A 16939-nucleotide genomic window follows, 5' to 3' on the forward strand; every position below is an offset into this window, starting at 1 on the left:
GCGGGAGGAACTTATGGAAACTTTAGCGAGCATAGCGATTGACGCTTTTGCCTATGGAACAGTTCTTTTTATTATTTCCATCGGGCTTTCTGTCACGCTCGGACTCATGCGCGTGGTTAATCTCGCGCATGGTGCTTTTGCCATGATCGGGGGATACCTAGCCTCTTACGGCGTTACCGAACTGAGGCTGCATTACTTTGTTGCAATGATCCTTGCAATTGTTCTGACAATTCTTATTGCCATTCCCGCCGAACGGTTTCTCTATCGCAAAATTTATGGCGCGCCGGAACTCACACAGGTGTTAATGACAATCGGCATCACCTTTCTTGTCATCGGGGTGACAAATTATGTCGCAGGTCCGACGTTGAAGACCATCCCCTTACCCGATTTTCTAACCGGAGCTGTCGACATCGGTTTTCGTGCATTGCCGAAACAACGTCTGTTTCTCATCGTCACCGGCATGGTTGTTGCGGCAGGCTTATGGTTTCTCATCGAAAAAACCAATTTCGGAATAAAATTACGCGCTGCTGTCGATAACGCCAATATGGCTCAAGTTCTGGGAATAAGAACGCAAATCATTTATGCGGTAAGCTTCGCCATTGCTATCGGCCTTGCTGCAATGGGTGGAATCATCGGCTCCGAGCTCCTTCCGCTCGACCCCTATTATGCGATGCGTTATATGGTTGTATTTCTGGTGGTTGTTTCCATCGGCGGTGCCGGTTCCATTCCCGGCGCACTTTTTTCCAGCCTGTTACTCGGTGTCATTGACACAACCGGACGATATATCGCGCCGGAATTCGGTGAATTTTTCTTTTATTTTGCTGTTATTTTCATTGTTACACTGTTTCCTCGCGGACTAGCCGGCAGGATGAAATAAATGTCGAATATAACCATATTACAAGCAGCCCCGAACCGCGACCGTTCTATACTATCGGCTATTGGTGTTATTGCGCTAGTTACCGCTGCGGTTTATTTCTTCTTTCCCGATAATCTTGCACTTTTCACGCGGATTATCTCTATTGCTTTACTCGTCCTGTCATTGGATCTGGTAACCGGTTATTGTGGAATAGCCACACTTGGCCACGCCGCACTTTTTGGTGCCGGTGCATATGCTGCCGGCATCGCTTCGGTGCGCTTTTCCATAACAGATCCGATTTTAATGACAATTATAGGACTCTTTGCAGGTGCCCTAGCAGGATTTTTTTCTGCAATGATTATCCTTCGGGCGAAAGGTCTGGCGCAATTGGTTCTCTCTATTGCCGTGGTTCACCTATTTCACGAATTTGCCAACAAAGTATCGTCATGGACCGGTGGCAGTGATGGCCTTTCGGGGATTACGGTAAGCCCGCTCTTTGGCATGTTCGAGTTCGATTTGTGGGGCGTGACAGCATTCTTCTATGCCGCCACTTTGCTGGTCGTGGTTCTCGTTTTGCTTAACCTCATTGTGCGGTCGCCTTTCGGCATGTTGTGTCGCGGAATCAAAGAGGACCCTGTCCGCATCGAAGCAATGGGAGCGTCTGTCCGGTCGAATGAAATGGTTATGTTTATCATCTCCGGTGCCGTTGCCGGTATTGGCGGAGCGTTAAACGCAATTTCCACCGAGGTGGTCGGTTTGGACAGTCTGAGCTTTACAATGTCGGCAGAAGCATTGGTTATGCTTGTTATCGGAGGAACCGGAACACTCTATGGTGCGCTCATAGGTTCGGCTGCTTACCTCTGGTTTGAAAATATTATCTCCGCTATCAATCCGTTTTACTGGATGTCGATTGTCGGAATATTGTTGATTGTTGTTGTCCTTTTTGCACCAAAAGGCCTTTTCGGACTTTTCACCCGATGGCTCAACCGCATAAGGGGAAGTGAAAAATGAGCAAGATTTTCGAGGTCTCGAACCTGAAAAAGAGTTTTGGCGGTTTGACAGTAACGGACAATGTTTCAATGGGGTTGGATAAAGGCGATCGCGTTGCATTGATTGGCCCCAATGGTGCAGGCAAAACAACTTTCGTCAATCTGGTAACCGGTCACCTCAGACCTGACAGTGGCGGCGTTTTTCTCGATAACGAAAATATCACGTCTGTAAACGCAATTTCACGCGTACGGAAAGGACTGGTGCGAAGTTTCCAGATTACCCGCTTGTTCCGCGATATGACTCCGGAAGAACATATTGCGCTTGCATTATTACAAGTGGAAGGAAAAGCCCGCTATATATTTGGCAATTATCGTCGCATGTCCCATATTATGGACGAAATCTATGAAATCCTTTCCACGCTCGGCTTGCAAACGCTCGCAAGGATAAAGGTTGCCAATCTGGCCTATGGGCAACAACGCTTGCTTGAAATCGCTTTGGCTTTGGCTTTGCGCCCCAAAGTTTTACTATTGGATGAACCGGCCGCCGGTGTACCGCAAAGTGAAACCGGACGCATTGAAGATGCTCTTGCCAGTTTACCGGAAGATCTTTCTGTTCTCATGATCGAGCATGACATGGATCTTGTGTTCAGATTTGCAAGCCGCGTCATAGTCCTTGCCGCAGGTGCAGTGATATTTGACGGTTCACCGGAAGATGTTGTCAACAATGCGCGTGTGCGCGTTGCCTATTTGGGGAGTTATGCGCAATGACGGCATTGTCTTTGAAAATAGAGCAGCTTGAAGCCGGTTACGGGCCAACGAAAGTCATAGAAAACGTCAGCTTTACGGTAGACAAAGGCTCCCGTCTTGCCATTTTGGGAAGAAATGGCGTGGGGAAAACAACGTTATTTGCCTCAATCGCGGGCCTCACACGCTATCTGGGCGGGCGCATCATGTTGGGCGACACCGATGTGACGCGCTTTTCGACCTCGGAAAGAGCCATGGCGGGTCTTGGATATGTTCCACAAACGCGTGATATTTTTCCAACTCTGACCGTTGAAGAAAATCTCATGACCGGTTTGAAAAAACGTCCTGTATCGGCAATCGAGGAAGCTTACGCCATGTTTCCGCGGTTGAAAGAAAGGCGAAAAAACCTCGGCGGGCAACTCTCCGGAGGAGAGCAACAAATGCTTTCAACCGCCCGCACTATGCTGGGGCAGCCGAAAGTTCTTCTCCTTGACGAACCGTTGGAAGGTTTGGCTCCCGTCATCTGCGAAGAATTGATGCACGCTTTTGCACAAATGGGAAAAACCCATGACATGACAGTGCTACTCGTCGAACAACGCATCGAACCGGCATTAGAGTTTGCCGAACATGCAATCATTCTTGAACGGGGAAGAATTGCCTGGTCCGGCACACCTGTTGAATTATCCGGTCAACATGATGTTATCGAACAATTGCTTGGTGTCGGAAGTTTGCACTAGTTCTGCCACCGCTGCCGGTTTTGGAAAACAGAGATTATGAGTTTCAGAAAACCGTGGTTATAAGTTCTGGAATGCAGTGTTACGTAAGGGAAGTAGGATTCTCGCCTCTGTAAGAAGAAGCCATTGCAGAAAAAGCGTGGAATTGATGAAACATAATTCAAAAATCAATATTTTGGACAAGAATCCACGCTCTTACTGTAATCATTCGACCAGTTAACCTTTATAAGCTCGTTTCCAGGCCGCAAATCGCGAAATAAACCGTCTGGTGTAGAATTACAGTAACAGGATGAATCCGTTTTGTTGTCGGCATCACCATAGAGGGCTGTAGCCGAGTGATAACAGTCGGGCGTATCTAACCGGATACTCAGTCCCAACGTTCGATCATAACATCATTATAGCTCACCGGCGAAAAGCCGCATTTTTGATAAAGCTGCAAGGCTCGCGGGCTATCCAATGTATTGGTTTGTATAATCACCTTGTCAGGATTTTTTTCCCACACAGAATGCAAAATTTCATTGAAAAAGAAATAGGATAACCCCCTACCCTGATAATCCGGAACAAGGCCGAAATAGACAATTTCGGCGGATTTCGGCAATTCTTTCAGATTTGTTTCTGCAAATCCTGCCGGACAACCATCAACATAAAGAATATGTATAACTGTATTTTCAGACTGTATAAGGTCGCGTAACGCATCATCGGTCATCTTGCGGCGTACATTCCAGTGATGCGCCTTGCCAATTTGTTCATAAAGATAACGATAGAAATGAACCGGCATATGATAGGCACGCATGATTGCAATTTGCATATTGAGCGGCGACGGCACGGTTATGTTCGGTCGCTCGTGCATTTCCAGATGTGTGACGCGCGCATTGAGAAAATGTGGCATATTATTTATCCCCATCATTGCCTGTAACAACCGGCGTATCTTTTTTAGACCCCCATTCACTCCATGACCCATCGTAAAGCCTTACATTATGATTGCCTAATGACTCAAGAGCCAACGCCAATACCGCTGCTGTTACACCGGAACCACATGTTGTCACAACCGGTGCGGCAACGTTAATGCCTGCATCCTTGAAAATTGTTTTAACCTTGCTCAAGTCTTTGAAATTGCCATCTTCGGATAATGTCGAAAAAGGAATGTTGTGAGCACCCGGCATATGACCGGAACGCATTCCCGGCCGTGGTTCGGCTTCTTCGCCCAAAAATCTTTTATGATTGCGTGCGTCGGCGATCTGGGAAGTTTTACCGTCAACAAGCTGGCGCATCTCGTCAATGAGCACAACTTTATTCGCGTCAAAATCAACTTTGAAAACGGTTTTCTTGACCTGTGTGGGTTCACTTGTGACAGGATAGTGCTTTTCTTTCCATTTGCTGAAGCCACCGTCAAGGACATAGACATTTTTTGCCCCCATAACCCGAAACATCCACCATGCCCGCGGTGCCGAGAAAAAGCCGATACTATCATAGACGACAATGATGTCATCGGCATTGACGCCCATCGCACTAGCGAAGCCTGCAAAATTCTGCGGACTTGGTAGCGTGTGGGGAAGACCCGATGTTTCGTCACAGACTTTATCATGATCGAAAAATACGGCTCCCGGTATATGCGACTTCTCGTATTCTTCGCGTGCGTTACGCTTGGCGGCAGGCAAGTACCATGATGCATCCAGAACCGAGAGGTTCGGTTCGCCGAGGCGCGCTTTCAACCAATCGTCCGAAACAATAAATTCACTATGGTCAGTCATAATAAAATTCGATCTTCCCTGATATTAAAAAACGATCATCGCATGAAGCGATATTTTCAAAAACTCCTGAATATAGTAGCGGACTCCTTCTCCTATGCAAGTTCTATCTCCCGAAATTCAATGTTTTAAAAATAGCTTTTTTTAATTTTTATATGTCGCGAAAACCGACAGGCCGTTTTTTCCATTCATTAAAACGTGTTCCCCTATATTGCTGACAAGGAAACTCTGTTCCGTTCGGCCAATCGAATCCATTTATTCTTTTATTTTTCCACTTTTTCAGGAAAATGAAAAAGCCCGAAAGGCTATAATTTGCCTTCGGGCTTCATTTTGAACAGATTAAAACGCTAAGAATATCAGCTTTTTGCGCGGCTGTTTTGGCAACAGTTGCGTGACAAACTCATGCTGCACGTCTTACCGATTTTCTCAGTCTCACCGGCTTTTTACGGCTGGCTGTTTTTTTCCTTTTCGGGCTTGCCGGTTTGTTATTTCGCGTATCCGACTTTTCCGATCCGGTTTTTGCGCCATCAAAGTCGCGATTGCGCTTGGCACTATTCCTGCTGCCGAAATTTTTACGGCTTTTTTTAAAGGATTTGTGGTTCTCTTCTCTGCTTGTTGCTTCCTTATCGCCAGCCCCGTTATCGAAATCATTTGCGAACATACGCGTCTCGTCGGCAGTTTTCCGCAAAACACGCTTGCGCCGATGGGTCCGGTTGTTTTCGCGACGCCCGTCGGCAGCATTATCAGCCCTGTTCTGTTCATTATGCCCATGGTCGTTGTGCGGTTTTTCCGGTAAAGGCCCGAATTGAGGCGGCACATCTTCACGCGGCAATTTCATACGAATGACACGTTCCACCGCTTTCAGCCGTGCACTCTCGATCGCTTCATCGTAAAGCGTAATTGCTTCGCCATGAGCACCGTTACGACCGGTTCGGCCAATTCTGTGTACATAGCTTTCCGCTTCATCCGGCAGTTCGTAATTGATAACATGGCTGATACCGGGCACATCAATGCCCCGCGCGGCAATATCGGTCGCGACAAGTACCCGCACTGTACCATCACGAAAACCTTTTAATGCTTTTTGACGTGCATTTTGCGATTTGTTTCCGTGAATTGCAGCAACAGAATAACCGGTTTTTGCAAGGTTTCTTGTCACAGCATCTGCCCCGTGCTTTGTGCGTGTAAACACAATCACCGAACTTAAAGCCGGATTGGTCAGAAGTTTGTTGAGAACATCTTTCTTGTCACGCCGGTTGACGTTATGAAGAACCTGATTGATTTCCGCAGCGGTTGTCCCCTGTCGGGCGACTTCTACATGGACGGGGTCATGAAGAAGCGTCTCTGCCAGTTTTTCAATCTCTTTCGGCATTGTCGCAGAAAATAGTGCCGTTTGGCGACCTTTCGCGACAAGCTTGGCGATTTCACGCACATCCTTGATAAAGCCCATATCCAACATACGGTCAGCTTCATCCAGAACGAGATAATCCGTCTTCGACAGATCGACACATTTTTCACGCACCAGATCCATAAGCCGACCGGGCGTTGCAATAAGAACATCAACGCCTTGTGCCATGCGCCTGATCTGGGAATTTCTCGATACACCGCCAAGAATGAGAGCGGTGGAAAGATGTGTACCTTTGGCGACCATGTGAATGGCTTCTTCAATCTGTACAGCAAGTTCACGCGTGGGAGCCAAGATCAACGCACGAGCGGTTTTCGGGCGGCGTTTGTCGCCCAACGCAAGAATCTTCGTCAAAATCGGCAAGCCGAAAGCCAGTGTCTTGCCAGAACCGGTCTGGGCAATGCCCAACAGGTCACAATCGGCAAGCATGGAAGGAATGGCCTGTTCCTGAATAGGTTTCGGCTCGGTCATACCGGCTTTCAGCAAATTTTTGGCAAGAACAGGCGATACACCCAATGCCTCGAAGGCATTTGAATTTTGTGTTTTCAAAATAAAATCTTTCCCTGCCAGCTTTTCACAGGCAGGCTATGTAAAATCCGAAACTTCCGCGCAACAGGAAAATCAGAACAATCAAAACCAAGGACAAAACGCTTGGGGATAAACCTCGCAGCGACTTGCGCGACCAATGAACACCCCGAACAGGGATGAATGATGCTACAAAGTCCCTTAAATAGAAAGTTGGCAATCCAACCCAAGCATCACGAGCGACCTTATCGTTCAATACCGTCTGAAATGCAACCGGTTTCCGTGATGTTAAACCATTTTTCTTCGCGCCTTATGATGCCCTGTATAATTTGTGAAGACATGTACGACCTGTGAAGCCCGTATGCCTTGCATAGACCTGCATAGAGCTGCATAGAGCTGCATAGACCTGCATGACTTACGAGGGCTTGAGCAACGGGAACAAAAATACATATAAGCAGCTCACTGCCTATCAGAAAACGGAGTGGGTTCAATTTATGCTTGCTGCCTATCGCAAACAGGTATCGGCCCGATTTATAAAGCGTTTACCGCGTTTCAGTCAGTCAATCCGATAAAGGTCGAGCTGACCTTGAAGCGCATCCAATGCCAGAAGAACTGGAAATACAGCTCGCCCGCAGGCGTATAAAGGCTTTTTGCTCTTCAAACGCGGTCGCCTTTGCCGCCACTTTGAGTGTATTTGTCGGCAATGCGAACCGGATTCTGGCAATATTGATTAGCGATTTTAAAAAGTTGGCTTATGAACGACACGAAAAGAACGCCCGCCTTGAACGTTTTGAAATAGGCGCGAAAAATTCCTATTTACGGGTAATTTTTTCCTGTGGAATGTTTACGTCCTGATAGTCCGGATAAATTTCCAGAAATACCGGATTTTGTACCGTCTTCTGACCACCATAGATGAGATGCCATTTGGTGTTATCAAGAATTGCCAATGTAGGATATTCGGCAATAGTATCTTTTGTTTCGATATGCGTTGGTATGAGCGCATAAGGAATGCCGGTTGCCGTCTGCCGGTATTCTATTTTTTCCCCGTCAAGACGATAGCCGCCAGCCGAAAGATTAGAAAACTGGCTATCCAGTTGTTTGACAAAATTCTGCTTGAGCGTTTGTTCATCGGTCTTCAGCCTGAGCGCCATCTCCTTGAAAAGGCGTTCAGGCATATTATTGGCAATGAAGTTCAAATCTTTCCGTTGTGCTGCATTATTGATTTCCGCAACAAGGCCATCAAGTTCGGCTTTCTGGATAGAATTCGGTTCTGCCGCACCGGACATTCCCGTGCCTGACAAAAACAATGCAAAACCAAGAAACAGTAAAGAAACAAACTTCATTAGAAACAACCTTCAAGATTCGATATAATTGTCGCTTTCAACTAGATGATATAATCAAACAACACCCGGTCATTGGTAATATCACGATAGGCCCAGCCAAGCTCTTTGAACTTTGTTTCAAGAACAGCAAAGTTCTCGAACCGCTTGGTTTCGATAGCAATGAGAACAGAACCGAAGTTACGCGCCGATTTTTTCAAATATTCAAAGCGCGCAACATCATCATCCGGCCCCAACTGGTCAAGAAAACCGCGCAATGCCCCAGGGCGTTGCGGAAAACGGAAAATAAAATATTTTTTCAATCCTTGATAGCGTAAGGCGCGTTCTTTCACTTCCGGCAAACGTTCAAAATCGAAATTGCCACCCGAAACGATAAGCAGAATTTTTTTACCCTTCAAATCCTGCGGAGAAATACTCTTCAATGCATCAATTGAAAGACCGCCAGCCGGTTCAAGCACAATGCCTTCTACATTGAGCATTTCAATCATCGTAGCACTTAAACGGTTTTCCGGAACGATCAACACATCATAAGGCGAAAACTTCTTCAGCATCTTGAAGTTCAGTTCACCGATCTGCGCAACGGCCGCGCCATCGACAAATGTATCAACATCTTCCAGTTTGATACGTTTACCTTCTTTGAGGCTGGTATAGAGGCTCGCTGCTCCTTCCGGTTCTGCAAAACGGATATGGGTTTTTGTCCAACCGCTTTCATGGATGAAATGGCTGATACCACTGGCAAGCCCGCCGCCACCGACCGGAATAATGACCAGATCCGGCTTTTCATCACCGACAAGCTCTTGCCATTGTTTAGCAGCTTCATACATGACTGTCGCTTGTCCGGTTACAATCCGCATATCATCAAAAGGCGGTGCCATAACCCCGCCCCCTTCTGCGACAAATGCTCGTGCGGCTGCATAACATTGATCGAATGTGTCACCAATCATGCGAATTTCAATAAATTCGCCACCGAATGTGCGCGTTTTATCAATCTTCTGTTGGGGGGTTGTCACCGGCATAAAGATGACACCCTTGCGTTTGAAATGGTGGCAGGCAAAAGCCAAACCTTGAGCGTGATTGCCGGCAGAAGCGCAAACAAAAGCTGCTTCCGGTGCGACCTTATCGAGCATTTGCGAAATGAAATTGAAAGCACCACGAATTTTATAGGAACGAACCGGTGTCAGATCCTCACGCTTGAGGTAAATTTCTGCATCATATTTTTGGCTTAGATACTCGTTCCGCTGAAGCGGGGTCTCATCAAAAAGACTGCGCAAAGCTTTCGCAGCTTTTGCCACGTCCTGAACAAATTCACTCATGATATAAAATGCTTTCTATTCCATATAATTCGAGCCGGCTTTATTTGTCTCCAAAAGCCGATTGCGCCAGATTAGAACAAACACAATTATATTCAACAAAAATTCGCGGTCCAATAGGCCGGAGACACAAATTGTTTATCGTAAAACGGAAACCCGCTGTTTGAAATTGGCGTGATAAAAATGTCCGCGACATGTTAACAAAGTCGAAAATAAACGGTGACGAGCGGCTGCGATCATGAATGGCTTTATTCCCTACCGTCAAAAGCTCATAAAACCGGCTTGCTCCAAGTCACAATTCATATGATCGCATTTATCAGATTAATGGCTCTCTATGCCTGAGCAAAGCCCAAGCTATTTTAACTTTGCTCTAACACTTTCAACAAGCCGCCCCCCCTTTAAAGAAAAACCGTTTTGATATTTTGTACCAAATAACGTGTTTTTTCAAAACTCGACACGCGTAAACTTTGCTCCTGATAAACTCGGAAAATCCGGTCAAGATCAGCAAAGTTTCCCGAAATGTCATGGAAATTGCGTTAATCTTAACTTGTATTGTTAAAACTTATATCAAATAACCGGTTTATTATTTTGAACTATCTTTCGTGCTTTTCCCGTCAGGCGGAATCATTTTGGAATGAACTTCCCCTTTCATTCCCCCAAAAATATGTTTCCAATAAAAATATTGAACGAGAATTTGTCCCGTCATTTTATTTTTCCCAATTATTCCGCATAGCTATTCCCGACAGCTTGCGGCTTTGCCTGAATAACTGCGGAATAGTGGTCTTGTATGACTTTATTTTTCCTGTTCCTTGATAAAGAAGCTCGCATTCATAAAAGCGCTTTAATCACGCCGGACAACGGAAAGAAGAGCAATTCAACATCCCCGTCATTTGTCGCCTTTATTAATAAAACATATTATCGGGATTTATTGTTTATCAGGTTTTATTGCGAGCGATCACCTTTAGTAAAAGGAATAAAACATTATAAACATGTCTTATGCTTTTTTTGATCGGAAGACAAAAAATATTGCATGATCGCGCTAGCACGAAAAATGTTGTGGCTATCATGAATGAGCGGATTTTAATAAAAATTTTGGCTTCACTTTTTAATATTCGTTCCCTATAAGGGCAAGTGCTGCGGACGTGGCGAAATTGGTATACGCTAGGGACTTAAAATCCCTCGATCTTTAGATCATGCGGGTTCAAGTCCCGCCGTCCGCACCATTATCCTGAATTTTATGGCACTATCGTTCGCAACATCGCTTTGCGGGTTTTATTGCACGATTTTATTTCGCGAAAAGTGCCGCTTATGCCGGTGGAAACAGTATGACAGCTATTTACAAAACTATCAGCCTGAAACTCCGAACAGGTTATTTGAAACTTGCCCGGCTTCCGTTGATTTCAATCGTATCCGTTGCCTTGATCGCAAACCTGTCACCATTCGGAAAGGTCACAAAACATCCTTTCGGACAAATATCGACTGTCTGATCGGCTTTCAATGAAACATCGCGTCGCGAACTTCCTTCGGCAACCACAAGAGATTGTGTTTTCTGATCTGTATTTTTTATCGTTGCCGCCAAACCTTCATGCGACGCGAAAGAGGCAAAAGCAATGATTGCAAGCAAATATTTTTTCATAATCACGTAATCCCCTCGTCGGAAAACCGTTTATAGGCCTGAAAGCGAACCTTGTTTGTAACGCCGATTGTCGACGTTATATCAGGCACATAAATTGCCAAAGTAAAGTTGAAATTATTGCTATCGAAACTTGAAAAGCTCACCCATGGACCGGGGTTTTTCAAAACTCCGTCGGTTGCATTGGCAACATCCATCAATACTTCAACAATGTGTTCAGGATCCGACATGGCAGGAACAGTAAAGGTAACATCAACACGACCGATTTTATTGCGATGTGTCCAGTTGCCGACATTATTGTTTATGAGACTTGAATTCGGCACGATTATGGTTTGCCGCTTCAATGTTTCAACTTCTGTCGCCCGAACGCTGATACGTTTGACAATTCCCACAATTGTACCGGTTTCGACATAATCGCCGACTTTGAACGGGCGTTCGGCCAGAAGGATAAGGCCTGAAACAAAATTCTGGACAATGTTTTGAAGTCCGAAGCCGATACCAAGTGAAAGACCACCGGCAATCAATGCCAGACTGCTCAGGTTGAAACCCGCCGCCGACAGGCCGATTAAAGCCGAAAGTGCAACACCTCCATAACCGACAACAGTGCGAATGGAATTTCTTACACCCGAATCTACTTTTCCGCGGGCGAGAACCGTTCCATCAAGCCAGCCGATAAACCAGCGGATTAAAAACCAGCTTATCAGGAAGAAAATGATGCCGATAGAAATGCCAACGAGCGAAATGGAAACGTTTCCGATCTCGAAGCCGGTCATGATATGGACGAAGGCTGAAAAAATATCCGAAGCGGAAAAGCCCAATTGCATAATAATGGGCGGCACGCAGACGACAATGACAATGATGTTGAGAAGGATACCGGCAACCAGACCGAGTTGATCCATTGTGCTGTCATCAATGTTAAAACGTTGAACGAGACGGCGTCCAATAAATGTTTTTGCAAACGCACCTTCTTCCGCCGTTGCACGCGCGGTCTGGATGCCCAGATACATGAGAACGAGGAAAGCACCGCTAACGACAATTTGTTGGGAAATAAACCGCGCCATACCCACATAACCGGCAAGTGCAGTCAAAATAGGTATCAGCCCTACAATGATAAGCGGAATGCGAATGTAAAGCGGCCAGTGTGTTACTTTCAGGTCATCATCGGGATTGGTTCGTGCCCGCACAAACGATATGGCCAGAATAATAATGCCAACGAGGATAACTGAAATAAAGCTCTTGGCAATAGCAAGTGAAAGCGGCGCGGAAACAGCCCGATAAACAGCATTCATGAAATAATCGAGCGCCATAACCAGTGCCAATAATGTCAACAATATAATTAACAAACGCGCCGGTTTGGGGGCGATATTCATCAGGCGTAATTCGGGCAACTTTGGGGAAAGAATGACAAACGACATGCGTGCGATGAAAAACACCAACATGACGACTTCGGCTGCAGAATAGAAAACCGGATCAAGATCGGGCCAACTTATGCCAAGATAATGGAAAAAGATCAGAATGAGGATGACAAAAATTGCGCAAATCATTGTCGGGACGAGTATCGCGACAAATGCAAAAGACAAACGTTTTAAATAGGATGTGTCCTCTTCCTCTTTCGTCGCTTGATGTTTCACTCGACCGATCAATTTATGTGTGGAAATTGCGAGAACAAAAGCAATAAAAAGCGGAATCAAAATGCTAACACATAGTGCTAACAGTTTGAATTGATAAATAAATTGCCACCATGAAAAGATGAGCGAGAAAAAGTCGACACCCGCATCTTTGGCGGATTGCGCAATTTGCGTTCCAAGCGGTGAAGAAAACTCCACTCTATGGGTCAATGTTCTGGCAAAAAGCTCTCGCGACTGGGCGATAGCCCGTTCGGTCAGACGATTGGAATCAATCGAACAATCCTCAAGCTGTCCGACCAATGTATTGATTTTGACTTTCAGTTGGCGGAGGTTGTTTCTTTCATCCGTAACGGTTTTTGCTTCTGTCACCCCGTCCTGAGGTTCGCCCAACTGATCCAGACGCAAATTGATATCGTTTAAAGGTGAACGAAAGAGCAGTGCAGTGTTGACAATTTTTCCAGTAAGATCCTGCGCCTTATTGCGTATGTCGGCCAATGCGGAATCGTCATCCTGCCCTGCATCATAGTTCTTCAACAGTTCCTTTAACTGGTCCTTATAACCGTTCACCACGGCTTGTTGTTGCTTGACAAGGTCTGCAGGACTTAAAACGACATTATCTGTCGTTGCCGGTGTTTGCGCATCAGCAGCATCGCCAATAACCGATAAGCCCGGTAGCGTCAGCACAGGCAACCAGAATGCCACGGCACAAACAAAATAGAACTTGCGTATGAGAACTTTAAAATTCAATGAACTGCCCATTCTTTAGAAAACTGACGAATCGCGCATATAGGTTTCGACACAAAAAAGGCAATTTGCAGATATGTGTCGAGCTACTCAACCATTGTTTATTATTTCCTATACGATTTATACAAAACTATGACAAATGAAAGCCGTTTCGTTTGCAACATTAAAACCGTGCGGGAATTTCAATCACTATGCAAACACTATGCAAAATTTTCAATTTTCGCGACAAGCAATATTCGTTGTCCGGACGTTTTATGAAAGACAAGCGGTATGTTTTATCAGCACCGCTTTCGCGCGACGGGAGGGGTTTTAGCGTTGTTGTCCGCGTCCGGTTCGGCAATTATCCGCAACATTTCCGGCCTCTGTTTGAAATTACTTGTTCTCGCCAGAAGAAACTTTGCCAATTATTTTTGGCAATAACCGGTCTCTTGTTGATGAAATCGTTTTTCGGATAAAAAATCGACCGTTTTGATAACTCGCATTCTTGTCAAAATTCGTTATCTCTGTAGTCTATTTGATAGACTTGTAGTCTAAATGGCACATTGCACTCACCAACGATGGCAAATAAGTGAAAGATAAAAATTTTCATGAGAAATAATACGTGTTATCAGCCTAATTGTTAAAAGACTCAAAAAGATGGTTCTTATCTGCACCAATTCGTAATATAGAACATATTTTTCAGGTGCCAATTATTGGATGGATTTTATGCGAACATCACGCTGGCTAACAACTTTGTATTTTGTCATTCTTCTACTGGGGGTTCTGGTTGCGTTACCCAATCTGCTTACTGAAAAGCAATTGGAATATTTACCATCTTTTATGCGCCAGACAAAAGTTGTTCTGGGACTTGATTTAAGAGGTGGCTCTTCGCTTGTTCTGGAAGTCGATGCAAAGTCGCTCAAACGTGACCAGTTAAGAACCGCTCTTGATAATGTCCGCGGCAAACTTCGCGAAAAGCAGATCCAGTCAACAAGTGTGCGCATGATCGGTGATTCGATCGTAGCGGTTATTCCGGATGCCGGACAGCGCCAAACCGCACTGACTACCTTGAAAGAGTTGGCAACGCCGATTTCGTCAGGAGCCTTCCGCGCATCTTCGTCAGACATTGATGTAAGCGAGCAGAATGACGCAATCCGCGTCACGCTAACAGAAGCCGGTATCAAATACCGCGTCAACAATGCTGTCGACCAAAGTCTTGAAATCATTCGTCGACGTGTCGATCAGGTCGGTGTCGCCGAACCGAGTATCCAAAAAGTCGGACTCGACCGTATAGAGGTTCAACTGCCCGGTTTACAAGATCCGAAGCAATTGCGTGATCTTCTTGGAACCACGGCAAAAATGACATTCCACCTTGTTCCCACCAATGTCGATATGAACAATCCGCCTGTCGGCGTTTCGATATTGCACGGTTATACCGACGAAAATCAGCGTTTTCCGATTTACGATCAAGTCTCGCTTGATGGTAGTGTGTTAACCGATGCTTCGGCCGGTTTTGATCCTCAAATCCCCGGCAAATCGCTTATTTCTTTCAAGCTCAACACAATCGGTGCAAAGGCTTTCGCCGAAATAACCCGCCAGAATATCGGGAAGCCCTTTGCCATTGTACTCGACAATAAAGTTCTGACTGCACCGACCATTCAAGGTGTCATTCCCGGTGGTAGCGGGCAAATTACCGGCAATTTTACGCCTAAAGAAGCATCCACCCTCGCCGCGTTATTGCGTGCGGGTGCATTGCCTGCTCCTTTGACAGTGATCGAAGAACGCACTGTCGGTCCTGATCTCGGTGCCGATGCGATCAAAATGGGGCTTTATACAGGTATTGCCGGTTTCTTCCTCGTGGCACTCTTCATCTTCCTGCTTTATGGACTTTGGGGCATTATCGCCGATATTGCACTCGCCCTCCATACCGTGCTGACATTTGCGGCATTAAGCCTGATTGGTGCAACGCTTACGCTTCCGGGAATTGCCGGTATTATTCTGGGCATAGGCATTGCCGTCGACGCGAATATTCTTATCAATGAACGTATTCGTGAAGAAAGCGAAAAAGGCATGGGGGCTATGGCCGCTCTTGACCGTGGCTTCAAACATGCGTTTTCAACCATTATCGACGCGAATGTGACGGCTGCTATCGCCACAATTTTGCTGTTGTGGTTCGGCACCGGTCAGATACGCGGTTTTGCGGTTACAATGCTTCTCGGCATTGTTATTTCTTTGTTTACCGACGTCACCATCGTTCGCATCATCATGTCGTGGGTTGTGCGTGAATGGAAAATTACCAATTTGCACATCCATTCATTTTTCAAGTTCATTCCCCAGCACACCAATTTCCATTTCATGAATGCCCGTTTCATCGGCATTGGTGTTTCCATTTTCCTGTCGATTGCGTCGGTTGTGCTGTTCTTCAAGCCGGGCTTGAATTTCGGTATTGATTTTATGGGTGGCAGCCAGATGGCAATTACCACACAAGCACCGGCTGATCTTGCTACTTTACGTTCAACTTTGGGGCAATTGGGGCTTGGTGAAATTGCCTTGCAGAATGTTTCCAACCAGAACACAGTGCTCATCAGAGTGCAGCAGCAGGATGGCGGTGAAGCTCAGCAAACAGCCGCCATTGAAAAATTGAAAACAGCCGTCAAAACAATTTATCCGGATGTCACTTTTGACCAGATCGAAGTTGTCGGGCCGAAAGTGTCGGGCGAACTTGCAACGGCCGGTTTTACCGCAGTTGTCCTTGCTGCAATTGCCATGATGTTTTATATCTGGTGGCGTTTTGAATGGTTCTTCGCTATCGGTGCCATTGTCACTATTGTTCTCGACACCACAAAAATGGTCGGCTTCTTTGCGCTATTCCAGCTTGATTTCAATTTGACTGCAATTGCCGCACTTCTCACGATTGTCGGCTATTCTGTCAACGATAAAGTGGTGGTTTATGACCGTATGCGCGAAAACATGCGGCTTTACAAAAAGATGGCGCTAAGACAATTGGTGGACATGTCTATCAATCAGGTGCTCATCCGTTGTATCTTTACCTCGACTACAACCGTTCTTGCCATGTTGCCAATGGCTATCTGGGGTGGCAGTGCTGTGCATAATTTTGCTATTCCAATGGTTGTCGGTGTTGTTATTGCCACATCGTCTTCAATTTTCATCGCTGCGCCAATTCTGCTATTCCTTGGCAATTGGTGGCATCATCACCATGAGGGGCGTGATCTTATTGAAGACAAGCCGCAAAGGTCACAAGTCAAGGCAAATTAAAAAAAAAGGCAGAGTAAAATAAAAAGACACG

At 45.8% G+C, this 16939-nt stretch carries 13 protein-coding genes and 1 tRNA gene; 7 read left to right on the forward strand and 7 right to left on the reverse strand.

All coding sequences use genetic code 11. The features are described from left to right. Nucleotides 1-13: 13 nt before the first annotated feature. The 4 genes from GQS64_RS08510 to GQS64_RS08525 are packed head-to-tail and all read left to right on the forward strand — an operon-like array spanning nucleotide 14 to nucleotide 3326. Nucleotides 14-877, forward strand: a complete 864-nt coding sequence (locus GQS64_RS08510) for a branched-chain amino acid ABC transporter permease (RefSeq protein ID WP_198231258.1) — start codon at nucleotides 14-16, stop codon at nucleotides 875-877. Further along, a complete protein-coding gene (locus GQS64_RS08515) occupies nucleotides 878-1867 on the forward strand; it encodes a branched-chain amino acid ABC transporter permease (RefSeq protein WP_198231259.1) in 990 nt (329 codons plus the stop codon). Next, nucleotides 1864-2613 (forward strand): ABC transporter ATP-binding protein, encoded by a 750-nt coding sequence (locus GQS64_RS08520; RefSeq protein WP_198231260.1) that lies wholly within the window; start codon nucleotides 1864-1866, stop codon nucleotides 2611-2613. Before GQS64_RS08515 ends, GQS64_RS08520 begins: the two co-directional genes overlap by 4 nt. Continuing rightward, the gene (locus GQS64_RS08525; RefSeq protein WP_198231261.1) at nucleotides 2610-3326 is read left to right on the forward strand and encodes an ABC transporter ATP-binding protein; all 717 of its coding nucleotides are present in this window, start codon (nucleotides 2610-2612) and stop codon (nucleotides 3324-3326) included. Before GQS64_RS08520 ends, GQS64_RS08525 begins: the two co-directional genes overlap by 4 nt. A gap of 364 nt (nucleotides 3327-3690) precedes the next feature. Here GQS64_RS08525 and GQS64_RS08530 read toward each other — a convergent pair whose 3' ends face one another. From GQS64_RS08530 to GQS64_RS08540, 3 genes are all read right to left on the reverse strand, one after another. Next, a complete protein-coding gene (locus tag GQS64_RS08530) occupies nucleotides 3691-4212 on the reverse strand; it encodes a GNAT family N-acetyltransferase (RefSeq protein ID WP_198231262.1) in 522 nt (173 codons plus the stop codon). 1 nt (nucleotide 4213) lies between these two features. Continuing rightward, nucleotides 4214-5074 carry a 3-mercaptopyruvate sulfurtransferase gene (sseA, locus tag GQS64_RS08535; RefSeq protein WP_198231263.1) on the reverse strand — a complete coding sequence of 287 codons (861 nt, stop codon included), beginning with the start codon at nucleotides 5072-5074 and terminating at the stop codon, nucleotides 4214-4216. A gap of 397 nt (nucleotides 5075-5471) precedes the next feature. After that, entirely contained in the window at nucleotides 5472-7022 is a 1551-nt protein-coding gene (locus tag GQS64_RS08540) for a DEAD/DEAH box helicase (RefSeq protein WP_246798525.1), read from the reverse strand. Nucleotides 7023-7598: 576 nt separating this feature from the next. Between GQS64_RS08540 and GQS64_RS08545 the strand changes: the two genes are divergently transcribed. Further along, nucleotides 7599-7853, forward strand: coding sequence for a hypothetical protein (locus GQS64_RS08545; protein ID WP_198231264.1), 255 nt, complete (start codon nucleotides 7599-7601; stop codon nucleotides 7851-7853). Here the strand turns inward: GQS64_RS08545 and GQS64_RS08550 are convergent. Then, complete coding sequence (locus GQS64_RS08550) at nucleotides 7811-8341, reverse strand: hypothetical protein (RefSeq protein ID WP_198231265.1); 531 nt, start codon at nucleotides 8339-8341, stop codon at nucleotides 7811-7813. The genes GQS64_RS08545 and GQS64_RS08550 overlap by 43 nt on opposite strands. Nucleotides 8342-8382: 41 nt before the next feature. Then, a complete protein-coding gene (gene ilvA / locus GQS64_RS08555; protein WP_198231266.1) occupies nucleotides 8383-9651 on the reverse strand; it encodes a threonine ammonia-lyase IlvA in 1269 nt (422 codons plus the stop codon). 1133 nt (nucleotides 9652-10784) lie between these two features. On the opposite strand from ilvA, the gene GQS64_RS08560 reads away from it, so the two are divergent. Further along, nucleotides 10785-10871: transfer RNA gene (locus tag GQS64_RS08560), tRNA-Leu, on the forward strand. Nucleotides 10872-11017: 146 nt separating this feature from the next. Here the strand turns inward: GQS64_RS08560 and GQS64_RS08565 are convergent. Then, the gene (locus GQS64_RS08565; RefSeq protein ID WP_198231267.1) at nucleotides 11018-11284 is read right to left on the reverse strand and encodes a hypothetical protein; all 267 of its coding nucleotides are present in this window, start codon (nucleotides 11282-11284) and stop codon (nucleotides 11018-11020) included. A gap of 2 nt (nucleotides 11285-11286) precedes the next feature. Next, nucleotides 11287-13656, reverse strand: a complete 2370-nt coding sequence (locus tag GQS64_RS08570) for a mechanosensitive ion channel family protein (protein WP_246798526.1) — start codon at nucleotides 13654-13656, stop codon at nucleotides 11287-11289. Between the two features lie 702 nt (nucleotides 13657-14358). Between GQS64_RS08570 and secD the strand changes: the two genes are divergently transcribed. Further along, entirely contained in the window at nucleotides 14359-16908 is a 2550-nt protein-coding gene (gene secD / locus GQS64_RS08575) for a protein translocase subunit SecD (protein ID WP_198231269.1), read from the forward strand. Nucleotides 16909-16939 lie beyond the last annotated feature (31 nt).

Origin of the sequence: Bartonella sp. P0282 (genome assembly GCF_048452985.1) — a bacterium.
Taxonomy (GTDB): Bacteria; Pseudomonadota; Alphaproteobacteria; order Rhizobiales; family Rhizobiaceae; genus Bartonella; species Bartonella choladocola.

Coding starts and splice junctions, on each gene's coding strand:
- GQS64_RS08510 (WP_198231258.1), top strand. CDS start 14: ATGGAAACTTTAGCGAGCATAGCGATTGACGCTTTTGCCTATGGAACA.
- GQS64_RS08515 (WP_198231259.1), top strand. CDS start 878: ATGTCGAATATAACCATATTACAAGCAGCCCCGAACCGCGACCGTTCT.
- GQS64_RS08520 (WP_198231260.1), top strand. CDS start 1,864: ATGAGCAAGATTTTCGAGGTCTCGAACCTGAAAAAGAGTTTTGGCGGT.
- GQS64_RS08525 (WP_198231261.1), top strand. CDS start 2,610: ATGACGGCATTGTCTTTGAAAATAGAGCAGCTTGAAGCCGGTTACGGG.
- GQS64_RS08530 (WP_198231262.1), bottom strand. CDS start 4,212: ATGCCACATTTTCTCAATGCGCGCGTCACACATCTGGAAATGCACGAG.
- sseA (WP_198231263.1), bottom strand. CDS start 5,074: ATGACTGACCATAGTGAATTTATTGTTTCGGACGATTGGTTGAAAGCG.
- GQS64_RS08545 (WP_198231264.1), top strand. CDS start 7,599: ATGCCAGAAGAACTGGAAATACAGCTCGCCCGCAGGCGTATAAAGGCT.
- GQS64_RS08550 (WP_198231265.1), bottom strand. CDS start 8,341: ATGAAGTTTGTTTCTTTACTGTTTCTTGGTTTTGCATTGTTTTTGTCA.
- ilvA (WP_198231266.1), bottom strand. CDS start 9,651: ATGAGTGAATTTGTTCAGGACGTGGCAAAAGCTGCGAAAGCTTTGCGC.
- GQS64_RS08565 (WP_198231267.1), bottom strand. CDS start 11,284: ATGAAAAAATATTTGCTTGCAATCATTGCTTTTGCCTCTTTCGCGTCG.
- secD (WP_198231269.1), top strand. CDS start 14,359: ATGCGAACATCACGCTGGCTAACAACTTTGTATTTTGTCATTCTTCTA.